A 12654-nucleotide genomic window follows, 5' to 3' on the forward strand; every position below is an offset into this window, starting at 1 on the left:
TTGAGGAAACAGAACAGAGCGAGGATGAGCTATGATCTTTCCGGCCATGCCAGTCAATGAAATCGAGCGGCTAAAGTCGCTATACATGATGGATTTGCTTGATAAAAAGGATGATGAGCGCTTTGACCGGTTAACCCGTACGGCGAAGACCACCTTTGACGTACCCATCGCGGTCATCAGCCTGCTCGATCGCGATCGTCAGTGGTTACTGTCGCGCAGCGGTGTCGATACTCACGAAACACCGCGCAATCTCTCCTTTTGCGCACACGCCATCCTCGAAGAGGGGACTTTTATTGTGAAAGATACCCTCGCCGATCCGCGTTTTGCCGATAACCCGTTTGTCGTTGGTGAGCCCTGGGTGCGCTTTTACGCTGGCTGCCCGGTGCGCCTGCCAGACGGTGCGATTGCCGGGACAATTTGTATTATCGACACCTATCCGCGCCCGTTCTCCAGTGCGGAAATCAACACCCTGCTCGACTTCGCCGCCATCGTGGAAGATGAGTTTTTGATCCTCAGTATGGCGATGACCGACAGCCTTACCGGGATGCCAAACAATCGCGGTTTTTACCGCACCGGTGAGAAGCGCTTCGCGTGGCTAAAAGAGCATAAAAAACCCTTCAGCCTGCTCTATTTCAGCATTGATAATCTGAAAGCCATCAATGAGTTGCTGGGCAGCAAAGAGGGCGATGAGGTGGTAAAAATCTTCGCCAGCAACCTGACGAAATGTATTAAAGAGCAGGATATTGCCGCGCGTCTGGGCGGCGGTGAGTTTGCGGTGCTGCTGGGAAATCTCGCCGTGAATGACGTGGATGCGTTTTTATTCGATCTGCAATCACGGATGGACGCCATCGATCATCTGTCCGGTAAGAATTACCACATCAATTATTCGCACGGCATTATCGAAAACGGCGGCAGCCGATACACCACGCTGCGCGACATGCTGGAAGACTGTGACAAAGTCATGTATACGGAAAAACGTCGTCGTTAAATGACTGCGCCGGGCAACCGGCGCACCGTTTACAGATTGTCGAAACCGCCGTTACCTTCCCAGCCCGCCAGCCGCTGGTAGATACATTCCACTGCGGCTTTTACCGGCGGCGTCATTGGGTAATAAAACCCGACAATGTCCGGCTGAATGCCGAGGAAAATCACCTCGCCGATATCCTCTTTCAACTGATCAATCAGATAGTTGAGCGGCATATTGTGGGTGGTCATCAGGAACATTTCGGCAATGTCATCCGGATCCACCACGCGGATATCACCTGGGTTGAGCCCCATATCGGTCGCATCGACAATCAGCAACCGTGAAGGTTTCAGTTCGCGAATCGCCACCACATCGTTTTCCGGCGCGCTGCCACCGTCAATCACCTGCCAGTTACCTTGCGGGTTTTCGGCGCACATTTGCGCCAGCAACGGGCCAGCGCCATCGTCGCCCATCATACTGTTGCCCACACACAGCAATACGTCAGTCACGTAATCTCCTCACCATTAAATAGATGGCGCTTTCCTGATGGATATCATGCAGCATCGATAGCAGCGCTTTGCTCCAGGCAAGCTGCTGCGCATTTTGCCGCGCCTGCGCCCGATCAAAGGCGTTTGCCAGCAGCATCACGTGCGTGCTGTCGATAACAATTTCGCCGTAGCGCGGTACGCCTTCCATTTTGCGCCGCGCTTCGCTGCCCACCTCCAGCGTGGCGATCCACGCCAGGTAATCCTCCCACGGGCAGGAGAGCGCCGTTTCCAGGCAGTCGATCACCCCCAAATGGTGGCCGATAGCCAGGCTGTAATAAACCACTTGCTGCGCCTGTGCGGGCGTCGCGTCGTTCTCGTCGATAAATTTACGCCGCAACTGGCTAAAGACCACCGATTCGCCCATCAGATTTTCGCCTCCTGCACCACCTGGTTCAGATGGCTGACAATCTCGGTCAGGCGCGGATCGTTCTCCTGCGCCAGCCAGTTCACCACTTCATGTTCGCCAACGCTTCGCAAACGCATATAGTCATCGGCAATCTGGCGGCCGTAGCGGTAACCCGCCAGCCGACGAGCGGTGCGGTCCACTTTCACGCGCAGGGGTTGCACCATCGCCGGGTGCAAAATCTCGGCCGGCTGGTCGTCCTGTTCACCAGGCAGGCGAGCGTGGATTTTCTGTTCCAGCAAGCCCAGCGCCATGGCGAAACCATACAACGTGGCCGCGGGCGTTGGCGGGCAGCCGGGAATATAGACATCCACCGGCACAATTTTGTCGGTGCCGCCCCACACGCAGTACAGGTCGTGGAAGATACCACCGCTGTTGCCGCACGCGCCGTAGGAGATACAGATTTTGGGATCCGGCGCAGATTGCCAGGCGCGAAGCGCAGGCGAGCGCATCGCGCGGGTTACCGCGCCGGTGAATAGCAGAATGTCGGCATGGCGCGGCGACGGAACCACTTTGATACCGAAGCGTTCTGCATCAAACAGCGGTGAAAGTGTGGCAAAAATCTCGATTTCGCAGCCGTTGCAACCGCCGCAATCCACGCGGTAGACATAGGCGGAGCGTTTGATCTTATTCAGCAGCGAGGCTTTCATGCTGGCGATGGACTCCTCCACCGTCATCGGTACCGGAATACCGTCCGCATCGCGCGGACCTAACAGCTGGCTCATTAGCTGGCCTCTCTCATATGGCGGGTCAATTCAATGCGATCGGACGGCACCAGGCATTTCTGGCGCTTACACTCCGGGCAGGTTTCAAAACTTTCGCGGTGCAGCTCTGCCCGGCTATCGCCGTTATGCGCCAGCAGCGCGATGGCGTAGTCGATCTCTTTTTGCACCGCGAATGGTCGGGTGCATTCGCGGCACTGGCACAGTTCAAAGCGCGACTGTTGCAGGAAATCGGCTTTGTTCCACACCGCCAGCTCATACTCCTGCGAAAGCGTGATAGCCGCCGTCGGGCACACTTCTTCGCAACGGGCGCAAAAAATGCAGCGCCCCAGGTTGAACTGCCACGCCAGCTCACCGGTGGCCAGATCGGTCTCCACCGACAGCGCATTCGACGGGCAGGCATTGACGCACGCCGCACAGCCAATGCACTGCTGCGGGTTGTGCTGCGGTTTGCCGCGAAAGTTTTTGTCGACCGGCATCGGCGACAGCGGGTAATCGCTGGTTGCCGTACCGGTTTTGATCACTTTTTTGATAAAGGTAAACATCGCTACCGTTCTCCCCTCACGATTTCAACGGCGAGTTCTTACGCTCAACCCCGTAACGCTCCAGCTCTTTGTAAGCCACGACCTTGCTTTTCTTCTTGCGCACATCCACCACCGTCATGCGGTCGGTGCAGGAGTAGCAGGGATCGAGGCTGCCGATGATCAGCGGGGCGTCGGAAACCGTGTTACCGCGCAGCATATAGCGCAGCGTCGGCCAGTTGGCGTACGTCGCCGCACGGCAGCGCCAGCGGTAAAGTTTCTGGTTATCGCCGGTCATGCTCCAGTGGATATCGTCCCCGCGCGGCGCTTCGGAGAAACCGAGCGCGAAACGGTGCGGAATATAGGTAAAGCCTTCCACCATCAGCGGGCCGCCAGGCAGGTTGTCGAGACCGTAATCGATCATATTGAGCGCGGTCAGCACTTCATTGATGCGCACTTTCAGGCGTGAAATCACATCGCAGCCCTGTTCGGTGTGCACAGTCATCGGCAACAGGCCGTAACCAACAAACGGGTGGTCGGCGCGCGTATCGCGCGCGTGGCCGCTGGCGCGCACCATCGGGCCGACGTTACTGAAATCGCGAGCGATTTGCGGGTCGAGGCGACCAATGCCCACGGTGCGCTGCTCAATATTCGGCGTGCTCATCAGCATTTCCACCAGCTCGGTGACATCGCGGCGCATCTGCTGCGCTAGCTGGCGAGTCTGGATCATGTCGTTTTTCAACATGTCGCGGCGAATACCGCCAATCAGGTTCAGACCGTAGGTTTTACGCGCCCCGGTGAGGATTTCCGCCATCTTCATGGAGGCTTCGCGCACGCGGAAAAATTGCATAAACCCGGAGTCAAAACCGACAAAGTGGCAGGCCAGGCCAAGGTTGAGCAAGTTGGAGTGCAGGCGTTCCACTTCGAGCAAAATGGCGCGGATCATCTGCGCGCGTTTCGGCACGACAATGCCCATCGCGTTTTCTACCGACGTGGTATAGGCCGTGCTGTGGGCAAAGCCGCAGATGCCGCAGACGCGATCGGAAAGGAACGTGACTTCGTTGTAGCCCATACGGGTTTCCGCCAGTTTCTCCATGCCACGATGGACGTAAAACATGCGGTAGTCGGCATCGACAATATTCTCGCCGTCAACAAACAGGCGGAAATGGCCCGGTTCGTCCGAGGTCACATGCAGCGGGCCAATCGGCACCACATTGTTTTTCTTATCACCCAGCTCGTTAATAAACTCGTAGGTTTCCGCATCGGTAGTCGGTGCAGGACGCTGGCGATAGTCCATGCTGTCTTTACGCAGCGGGTAGAGTTCATCCGGCCAGTCATCCGGCAGCACCAGGCGGCGCTCATCCGGCAGGCCCACCGGGATCAGGCCGTACATGTCGCGCACTTCGCGCTCGCCCCACACCGCTGCCGGTACGCGCGGCGTTACGGACGGATATTCCGGTTTCAGCGCATCCACTTCCACACGCACCGTGATCCAGCATTTCACGCCCTGCTCCATCGACAGCACGTAATAAACGGCAAAATGGCCGTTCAGCTTACGTTCGTCGTTGCCAAACAGCACGGAAAGCCAGCCACCCTGCTGGTAGTAAAGGTACTCGACGACTTCCGGCAGGTAGTTCACCTTGATGGTGATGGTAATCTGGTCTTTGGTCTGCCACGCTTCATCCAGCACCACGCCGGGAAATTTCTCGTGCAGGGCGGCAAGATAGTGTTGACCGATTTTTTCTTCAGACATGCTCAAACTCTCTTAATACGTCGCCAGCAAGGAGACGAAGGCTAAAAAGGCGACGCCGAAACCGGCCCAGGTCACGCGTGACGTAGCGACAAAACGCAAACGCGCCATGCTGTTCTCAAACAGGGCGATAATCAGCACGCCAGCGACCAGTTTCACCACGGCAATCACCAGCGCCAGCAGCAAACCGGTGGCGCTAAAGGTGGTCATCTGCCCCCAGGGCAGAAACACGCCAACAAACAGTTGCAGCACCACCAGTTGTTTTAAGCTGATGCCCCACTTCATCACGGCAAAACCGCTGCCGCTGTACTCAGACAGCGGCCCTTCCTGCAACTCCTGCTCCGCTTCCGCGAGATCAAACGGCAGTTTGCCCATTTCGATAAAGGTGGCGAACGCGCAGGCGCACAGCGCCAGGAACAGAGGAATGCTGCGAGATAGCGGCCAGTGATAGACGGTATTGGTGATGTGGCTAATGTGCGTGGAACCGGCGACCAGCGCCGCCACCCACAAGCCAAGCAGCAAAATCGGCTCGACCAGCACGCCGAGCATCGCTTCACGGCTCGCACCAAGGCCGGTAAACGGGCTGCCGGTATCAAGCCCGGAGATGGCAAAGAAAAAACGGGCAATGGCGAACAGGTAAATCAGCGTGATCAGATCGCCAAGTTCCGGCAGCGGCGAAGCAATCGTCACTACCGGTAATGCCGTCGCAACGGTCAGCATGACGCCCACCATCACAAACGGCGTCAGACGAAATACCCAGCCCGACGCCGCCGGGGCAATACTTTGCCGCCCCAGCAGTTTCAGCAGATCGCGGTACTCCTGCAGCACGCCCGGCCCGCGCCGGTTATGCAACCGCGCACGCGCCACGCGGCTGATGCCGGAAAGCAGCGGCGCTGCGGCAAACAACACCAGCGCCTGTAGTAAAGCAAACAGAAAACTCATCATCAGGCTCCTCGTGAAATCACCACTACCACCAGCACCGCCAGCTCAATCAGCGCCAGCCGACGAAACAGCACCGGCGCGCTATCACCATGCCAGCCGGGAACAGGAAGCCGGGGCTCCAGCCATTTACGCAGCTTCAGCACCGGGGCAAAGGCCGCTTTCACCGGCATGGCGAAACCATGCGCGGTAATCACCATTGAACCTTCGTGATCGTAACCGCACACCCAGGCGCTACCACGGCGGCGGGCGGGCAGGCGATCGCCTTTAAACAGCATCATCAGCAGCAACGGCAGCAGCGGCGTGGCAATCAGCAACAGCGCAATCATCGGCTGCGACACCACGGTGTTCGCCGTTTGCAGCGGTAACGGTACGGCGGCAAACAGGTGTGGCATTAGCCACGGTGCGGCAACACCGCCAATGACGCAGCAAATGGCCAGCGCGGCGACCACGCCTGTCATTAACCAGGGAATAGAACGTGGGTTTTCCGCCTGAGCGCTTCGCGGCGCGCCAAGAAATGTGACGCCATAGACTTTCGCCATGCACATCACCGCCAGCGCACCGGTAATCGCCAGGCCAACCGCCAGCAGCGGCCCCAGCAGTTGCAGCAGGAAATGACCGCTGGCGCTTAAACCAAAGAAGGATTGATAAATCACCCACTCACCGGCAAAACCGTTGAGCGGTGGCAGTGCCGCCATCGCCATCAGCCCGACCAGCATCGCCAGCGAGATAACCGGCATCTTTTTACCGATGCCGCCCAGTTTTTCGATATCGCGATAACCGGTGCCAAACCACAGCGTACCCGCGCCGAGAAACAACGTGCTTTTAAACAGGCTGTGGTTGAAAAGGTGATACAGGCCGCCGGTCAGCCCCAGCGCCAGTAAAACAGGTTGTTGCAGCGCAAGGCCGGTCACGCCCGCGCCCAGGCCGAGCAGAATAATGCCGATGTTCTCCAGCGTGTGGTATGCCAGCAGGCGCTGGATATTGTGCTCCATCAGCGCATACAGCCCGCCGACAAAGGCGGTAATCATGCCAAATACCAGCAGCGCAACGCCCCACCACAGCGGCGGTTGGCCGCCGAGCAGTGAAAGGCTCAGAATGCCGAACAAACCGATTTTCATCACTACCGTGGAAAACAGCGCCGCCGCCGGTGCGGGCGCAGTGGCATGCGCCTGCGGCACCCAGGCATGCAGCGGAATAATCCCGGCCAGCAGGCCAAAACCGATCACGCCGAGCAGCCAGATGTCGCTGCCGAGCGCATGTGTACCGAGCAGTGCAAAATCCAGCGTCTGATAACGCTGCCACAGCAACCAGCAGGCCAGCGCCAGCAGCACCGTACCGCAGCGGCCCATGACAAACCACAGCTTGCCGGATTCACTACAGCCGGTAAGGAACACCGCGCTCAACGCCATGATTTCCGTCATGATCACCAGCGCGCCGAAGTTTGCCGCGCTTACCGCGCACAACGCCGCGACCAGCAGTAAGTTCATCAGCAGACCGTTGGCTTTCACCGCTTCATGGCGATGCCAGTAAATGGAGTACAGGCTAACAAAACCGCCGCAAACACCGAGCGTTATCAGCCATACGGCGCTCAGCGGTGTGACCAGAATGTGATACTGAATCAGCGGTATCATGCCGCTCACCGTCACGGCATCTGTTAATGCCATCACGCCGCAAACTGCCGCCATTGCACAGCCGATAGCGCCTCCAAGCCCGGCAAACAGACCGCTTAACGCTTTGAACGGCATAAACAGATAGGCCAACATGGCGGCGCAGGTGAGCACCGCGACAGCCGCGCTTAACAAAGAGAGGATAGTCATTTCGCGCTCCGGTTTATCTGCGTATACAGCGATAAATCGCCGTAATCCGTGTTGAGGGTTTGCTCGCGTTTGCGGCGGCTGGCTCTGGCGATGTCCCGGTTATTGACCAGATGCAGTGCTTTGGTCGGGCACATCCGCACGCAGGCCGGGCCTTCTGCATCGAAGTGGCAGAGATCGCACTTCACCGCAATTGCCCGTACGCCGGGCACCCAGTCAAGCAACGTGCTGACACGCGCCGGCGCAGGCGGCGCAGCGGGCGCTTTGGGCGAGTTAACATTGGCGGGAATATCCAGCGGACGGCTACCGGAAAACTCAATCGCGCCGAAAGGACACGCAATCGCGCACAGCTTGCAACTGACACACAGGCTTTCATTTAACTGCACCGCGCCATCAACGCGGTTGATCGCGTTCACCGGACAAACGCCCGCACAGGGCGCGTCTTCACAGTGGTGGCACTGCTGCGGCGCGGACTCTTTTTCGCTGCGCATCACACGCAGCCGTGGCATCGCCTGCAGGCCATGCGCACGGTGCGTTTCGGCGCAGGCAGCCTCGCAGGTATGGCACCCAATACATAACGCCGAATCGGCAATTACAAAACGGTTCACCAGCAAATCCTCAGGTGATTCACCCTGGTTACGGGCGGTCATTTATGACGAAACGTGTCGCGCTATGTGTCACTTCGACACATGTCGACACCCAAACTCAGGCCAGCGCAGGCGCGTGCGCGTGGCTGGCAAGCGTGGTGAGATTGACCGGCGTATCCGCTTCCATTGCGGCATACAGGTTGTCGTAAACGGCGGCGATTTTGCCGAGATAATGCTCCAGCACTTTTTCGCGATCGCGCACGCTGAACGCGCCATCGACCTTGCCATCGCTGGAGAGCTGCGCTTTGGCAATTACGCGTCGTTCCTCGCTCTCTTTATTGGCAATCGCATATTCAATGGTGTGGCCGTTAAAGCCGCCGGTCAGGGTGATATAAACCGTGAAGTGTTCGAACAGCACAAAGCAGAGTTGCTGCTCCGGCGCACAGCCGATGGCGTGATGCAACCGCGCTTTGGAGAGCGTAACGCCCTGCACTAACGCGTTACAGTAGCTACGCCACTCTTCCTGCAGGCGGTGATGCCGCCCGGCAATGTAATCTGCCTTTTCGCTAATTTCCCATATCGTCATGTCTGCTTACCCGGTTAATGAAAAACAACGGCGGTAAAGCATCATCCATGCCAAAATTTAATTTATTGATTTTTATAACAATAAAAGGAAAACCCTCACCCTTTCGACGTGTCATCTCGACATTGTCGACATCGTCACCGTGTCAAAACGTGTAATGGCACTCTTATTGCATTAAGGGGGCAAAGTCATCAGGAGGCGTTATGCACGAAATCACCCTCTGCCAGCGTGCGCTGGAAATTATTGAACAACAGGCATCAGCAAACGGCGCGCGTCGGGTCACCGGCGTGTGGCTGAAAGTCGGCGCATTTTCTTGTGTAGAAACGGAAGCTTTAACGTTTTGTTTTGATCTGGTTTGCCGTGGCAGCCTGGCGGAAGGTTGTACACTGCACATCGAACAACAACAGGCGGAATGCTGGTGCGAGTCCTGCCAACAATATGTGACGTTACTTACCCAGCGAGTGCGCCGCTGCCCGCAGTGCCACAGCGACCAGTTGCAGATTGTCGCCGATGACGGCATGCAAATTCAGCGACTGGAAATTGAGGAGTAAACAATGTGTACAACATGTGGTTGTCAGGACGGTAACCTTTATATTGAGGGTGACGAACATAACCCGCACTCGGCGTTTCGCGGTGCACCGTTCTCCCCTGCCGCTCGCCCGGCGCTGAAAATCACCGGTGTTAAAACCGACGATTTTCGCCCCACGCAACTGGAACACGGCGACCTGCATTATGGTCACGGTGAAGCCGGTACCCACGCTCCCGGCATGAGCCAGCGCCGGATGGTGGAAGTGGAAATCGACGTGCTGGAGAAAAACAACCAAATCGCCGCCCGTAACCGTGCCCGTTTCGCCGCTTCACAGCAACTGGTGCTGAACCTGGTTTCCAGCCCCGGCTCCGGCAAAACCACCCTGCTTACCGAAACCCTTAAGCGCCTGAAAACGCGTGTCCCTTGTGCGGTGATTGAAGGCGATCAGCAAACGGTTAACGATGCTGCGCGTATTCGCGCGACCGGCACGCCGGCGATTCAGGTCAACACCGGCAAAGGCTGCCATCTTGACGCGCAGATGATTGCCGACGCCGCGCCACGACTGGCGCTGGAAAATCGCGGCATTCTGTTTATCGAAAACGTCGGCAACCTGGTGTGCCCGGCGGGTTTCGACCTTGGCGAGCGCCATAAAGTGGCGGTGCTGTCGGTGACAGAAGGCGAAGATAAGCCGCTGAAATATCCGCATATGTTTGCCGCCGCCTCGCTGATGCTGCTTAATAAAGTGGATTTGCTGCCCTACCTCGATTTTAACGTCGATCAGTGCATCGCCTATGCGCGTGAAGTGAACCCGACCATTGAAATCATGCTGATTTCCGCTACCAAAGGCGACGGAATGGACGCCTGGCTTGACTGGCTGGAGACGCAACGATGTGCATAGGCGTACCGGGGCAAATTTGCGCTATTGATGGCCTGCAAGCCAAAGTGGATGTCAGCGGCATTCAGCGCGATGTCGATTTAACGCTGGTCGGCAGCACAGACGAAAACGGCCAGTCGCGCCTCGGCCAGTGGGTGCTGGTGCATGTTGGTTTCGCCATGAGCGTGATTAACGAAGAAGAGGCGCTGGATACGCTGGCAGCGCTGCAAAATATGTTCGATGTCGAACCCGATGTCGGCGCGCTGCTTTATGGCGAGGAAAAATAATGCGTTTTGTCGACGAATACCGCGCCCCGGAACAGGTGATGCAGTTGATTGATCACCTGCGTGAACGGGCAACGCACCTCTCTTACACCGCCGCGCGCCCGCTGCGCATTATGGAAGTGTGCGGCGGGCACACGCACGCTATTTTCAAGTTTGGCCTCGACCAGTTACTGCCGGAAAACATTGAGTTTATTCACGGTCCCGGCTGCCCGGTCTGCGTATTGCCGATGGGACGGATTGATACCTGCGTGGAGATCGCCCAGCACCCGGAGGTGATTTTCTGCACCTTTGGCGACGCCATTCGCGTGCCGGGTAAAAACGGCTCGTTGCTGCAGGCAAAAGCGCGCGGCGCGGATGTGCGCATCGTCTATTCCCCGATGGATGCGCTGGCGCTGGCGGAAAAAAATCCGCAGCGCAAAGTGGTGTTCTTCGGTCTGGGTTTCGAAACCACCATGCCTGCCACCGCCATTACGTTGCAGCAGGCAAAAGCCCGTAACCTCGATAACTTCTGGTTTTTCTGCCAGCACATCACGCTGATTCCTACGCTGCGCAGCCTGCTGGAGCAGCCGGACAACGGCATCGACGCGTTTCTCGCGCCGGGCCATGTCAGCATGGTGATCGGCACTGACGCCTACACTTTTATCGCCGATACGTATCAGCGCCCGCTGGTGGTCGCCGGTTTTGAACCGCTCGATCTGTTGCAGGGCGTGGTGATGCTGGTTGAGCAAAAAATTGCCGCTCACAGCAAGGTGGAAAACCAGTATCGCCGCGTGGTGCCGGACGAAGGCAACCGACTGGCGCAGGCCGCCATCGCCGAAGTGTTTACCGTGCGCGGCAACAGCGAATGGCGCGGCCTGGGCATGATTGGCGAATCCGGCGTGCATCTGACGCCCGCATATCAGCGCTTTGACGCCGAAGCGCATTTTCGCCCGGCGGTACAGCAAGTGTATGACGATCCGCGTGCCCGCTGCGGTGACGTGCTGACCGGCCGCTGTAAACCGCACCAGTGCCCGCTGTTCGGTAACACCTGTAACCCGCAAAGCGCGTTCGGCGCACTGATGGTTTCATCAGAAGGTGCCTGCGCAGCCTGGTATCAATACCGTGCTCAGGAGTGTGAAGCATGAATGAAGTGCAGATGGCGCACGGCAGCGGCGGCCAGGCTATGCAACAACTCATCAGCCAGCTTTTTCTCGAAGCATTCGACAACCCCTGGCTCGCAGAGCAGGAAGATCAGGCGCGTATCAATCTGGCAGAACTGACGGCAGGCGGCGATCGACTGGCATTTTCCACCGACAGCTACGTTATCGATCCGCTGTTCTTTCCCGGTGGCAATATTGGCAAGCTGGCGGTATGCGGCACGGCGAACGATATTGCCGTTAGCGGCGCAACACCGCGCTTCCTCTCCTGCGGTTTTATCCTTGAAGAGGGGCTGCCACTGGCAACGCTGAAAACCCTTGTTGAGAGCATGGCCGAAACCGCCCGCAGCGCCGGTATCGCCATTGTTACTGGCGATACCAAAGTGGTGCAGCGCGGCGCAGCCGATAAAGTGTTTATCAATACCGCCGGCATTGGCGCTATCCCGGCATCGGTTCACTGGGCGGCAAATTCTCTGCAACCCGGCGATGTGCTGCTGGCAAGCGGCACACTGGGCGATCACGGCGCAACTATTCTTAACCTGCGCGAAGGCTTAGGGCTGGATGGCGAGCTGACCAGCGATTGCGCGGTGCTGACGCCGTTGATTAGCCAACTGCGCGAGCTTCCTGGCGTCAAAGCCCTGCGCGACGCCACGCGCGGCGGCGTTAACGCCGTGGTGCATGAGTTTGCTGCCGCCAGCGGTTACGGCATTGAGTTAAATGAACGAGACTTACCGGTAAAACCGGCGGTGCGCGGAGTTTGCGAACTGCTGGGGCTGGATGCACTGAATTTTGCCAACGAAGGCAAACTGGTGATTGCCGTACAGCGCGAAGCCGCAGAGCAGGCGCTGGCACAATTACGCGCTCATCCTTTAGGGCGCGACGCCGCAATAATTGGCGAAGTGGTCGAACGCAAAGGTGTACGCCTGACAGGCCTTTATGGAGTGAAGCGCCTGCTGGATTTACCTCATGCCGAGCCCTTACCACGGATTTGTTAACT

At 57.8% G+C, this 12654-nt stretch carries 15 protein-coding genes; 6 read left to right on the plus strand and 9 right to left on the minus strand.

The genetic code is table 11. The features are described from left to right. Positions 1–31: 31 nt before the first annotated feature. Positions 32–988, plus strand: coding sequence for a sensor domain-containing diguanylate cyclase (locus ACFX4U_RS16305; RefSeq protein ID WP_349350432.1), 957 nt, complete (start codon positions 32–34; stop codon positions 986–988). A gap of 29 nt (positions 989–1017) precedes the next feature. Here ACFX4U_RS16305 and hycI read toward each other — a convergent pair whose 3' ends face one another. The 9 genes from hycI to hycA form a co-directional block, all read right to left on the minus strand. Continuing rightward, positions 1018–1473, minus strand: coding sequence for a hydrogenase maturation peptidase HycI (gene hycI, locus ACFX4U_RS16310; RefSeq protein ID WP_017459277.1), 456 nt, complete (start codon positions 1471–1473; stop codon positions 1018–1020). Beyond that, on the minus strand, positions 1466–1876 hold the full coding sequence (locus tag ACFX4U_RS16315; RefSeq protein ID WP_313509993.1) for a formate hydrogenlyase maturation HycH family protein: 411 nt from the start codon (positions 1874–1876) through the stop codon (positions 1466–1468). Before ACFX4U_RS16315 ends, hycI begins: the two co-directional genes overlap by 8 nt. Beyond that, on the minus strand, positions 1876–2640 hold the full coding sequence (locus ACFX4U_RS16320; RefSeq protein WP_313509990.1) for an NADH-quinone oxidoreductase subunit B family protein: 765 nt from the start codon (positions 2638–2640) through the stop codon (positions 1876–1878). The genes ACFX4U_RS16315 and ACFX4U_RS16320 overlap by 1 nt, the downstream gene beginning before the upstream one ends. After that, positions 2640–3182 (minus strand): formate hydrogenlyase complex iron-sulfur subunit, encoded by a 543-nt coding sequence (locus tag ACFX4U_RS16325; protein ID WP_200552514.1) that lies wholly within the window; start codon positions 3180–3182, stop codon positions 2640–2642. The genes ACFX4U_RS16320 and ACFX4U_RS16325 overlap by 1 nt, the downstream gene beginning before the upstream one ends. A gap of 16 nt (positions 3183–3198) precedes the next feature. Next, complete coding sequence (locus ACFX4U_RS16330) at positions 3199–4911, minus strand: hydrogenase large subunit (RefSeq protein WP_349350430.1); 1713 nt, start codon at positions 4909–4911, stop codon at positions 3199–3201. Between the two features lie 12 nt (positions 4912–4923). After that, positions 4924–5850 (minus strand): respiratory chain complex I subunit 1 family protein, encoded by a 927-nt coding sequence (locus ACFX4U_RS16335; RefSeq protein WP_313508734.1) that lies wholly within the window; start codon positions 5848–5850, stop codon positions 4924–4926. Positions 5851–5852: 2 nt separating this feature from the next. Next, the gene (hycC, locus tag ACFX4U_RS16340) at positions 5853–7667 is read right to left on the minus strand and encodes a formate hydrogenlyase subunit 3 (RefSeq protein ID WP_313508730.1); all 1815 of its coding nucleotides are present in this window, start codon (positions 7665–7667) and stop codon (positions 5853–5855) included. Next, positions 7664–8272 carry a 4Fe-4S dicluster domain-containing protein gene (locus ACFX4U_RS16345; RefSeq protein WP_305735186.1) on the minus strand — a complete coding sequence of 203 codons (609 nt, stop codon included), beginning with the start codon at positions 8270–8272 and terminating at the stop codon, positions 7664–7666. Before ACFX4U_RS16345 ends, hycC begins: the two co-directional genes overlap by 4 nt. Positions 8273–8369: 97 nt before the next feature. After that, positions 8370–8837, minus strand: coding sequence for a formate hydrogenlyase regulator HycA (gene hycA, locus ACFX4U_RS16350; RefSeq protein ID WP_305735185.1), 468 nt, complete (start codon positions 8835–8837; stop codon positions 8370–8372). 200 nt (positions 8838–9037) lie between these two features. Here hycA and hypA point away from each other — a divergent pair, with 200 nt between their 5' ends. Genes hypA through hypE form a run of 5 tightly spaced genes read left to right on the plus strand, consistent with a single transcriptional unit; the run spans position 9038 to position 12652 of the window. Continuing rightward, entirely contained in the window at positions 9038–9385 is a 348-nt protein-coding gene (gene hypA / locus ACFX4U_RS16355; protein ID WP_045511032.1) for a hydrogenase maturation nickel metallochaperone HypA, read from the plus strand. A 3-nt stretch (positions 9386–9388) separates the two neighbouring features. Further along, entirely contained in the window at positions 9389–10261 is an 873-nt protein-coding gene (gene hypB, locus ACFX4U_RS16360; protein ID WP_305735184.1) for a hydrogenase nickel incorporation protein HypB, read from the plus strand. Continuing rightward, complete coding sequence (locus ACFX4U_RS16365) at positions 10252–10524, plus strand: HypC/HybG/HupF family hydrogenase formation chaperone (protein ID WP_017459266.1); 273 nt, start codon at positions 10252–10254, stop codon at positions 10522–10524. Before hypB ends, ACFX4U_RS16365 begins: the two co-directional genes overlap by 10 nt. After that, positions 10524–11645, plus strand: a complete 1122-nt coding sequence (gene hypD, locus ACFX4U_RS16370) for a hydrogenase formation protein HypD (protein ID WP_313508725.1) — start codon at positions 10524–10526, stop codon at positions 11643–11645. The genes ACFX4U_RS16365 and hypD overlap by 1 nt, the downstream gene beginning before the upstream one ends. Continuing rightward, positions 11642–12652: a hydrogenase expression/formation protein HypE gene (gene hypE / locus ACFX4U_RS16375; protein WP_313508722.1), complete on the plus strand. Its 1011-nt coding sequence runs from the start codon at positions 11642–11644 to the stop codon at positions 12650–12652. Before hypD ends, hypE begins: the two co-directional genes overlap by 4 nt. The last annotated feature ends 2 nt before the right edge of the window (positions 12653–12654 follow it).

This window comes from Kosakonia sp. YIM B13588 (assembly GCF_042788165.1).
GTDB classification, from domain to species: Bacteria; Pseudomonadota; Gammaproteobacteria; order Enterobacterales; family Enterobacteriaceae; genus Kosakonia; species Kosakonia sacchari.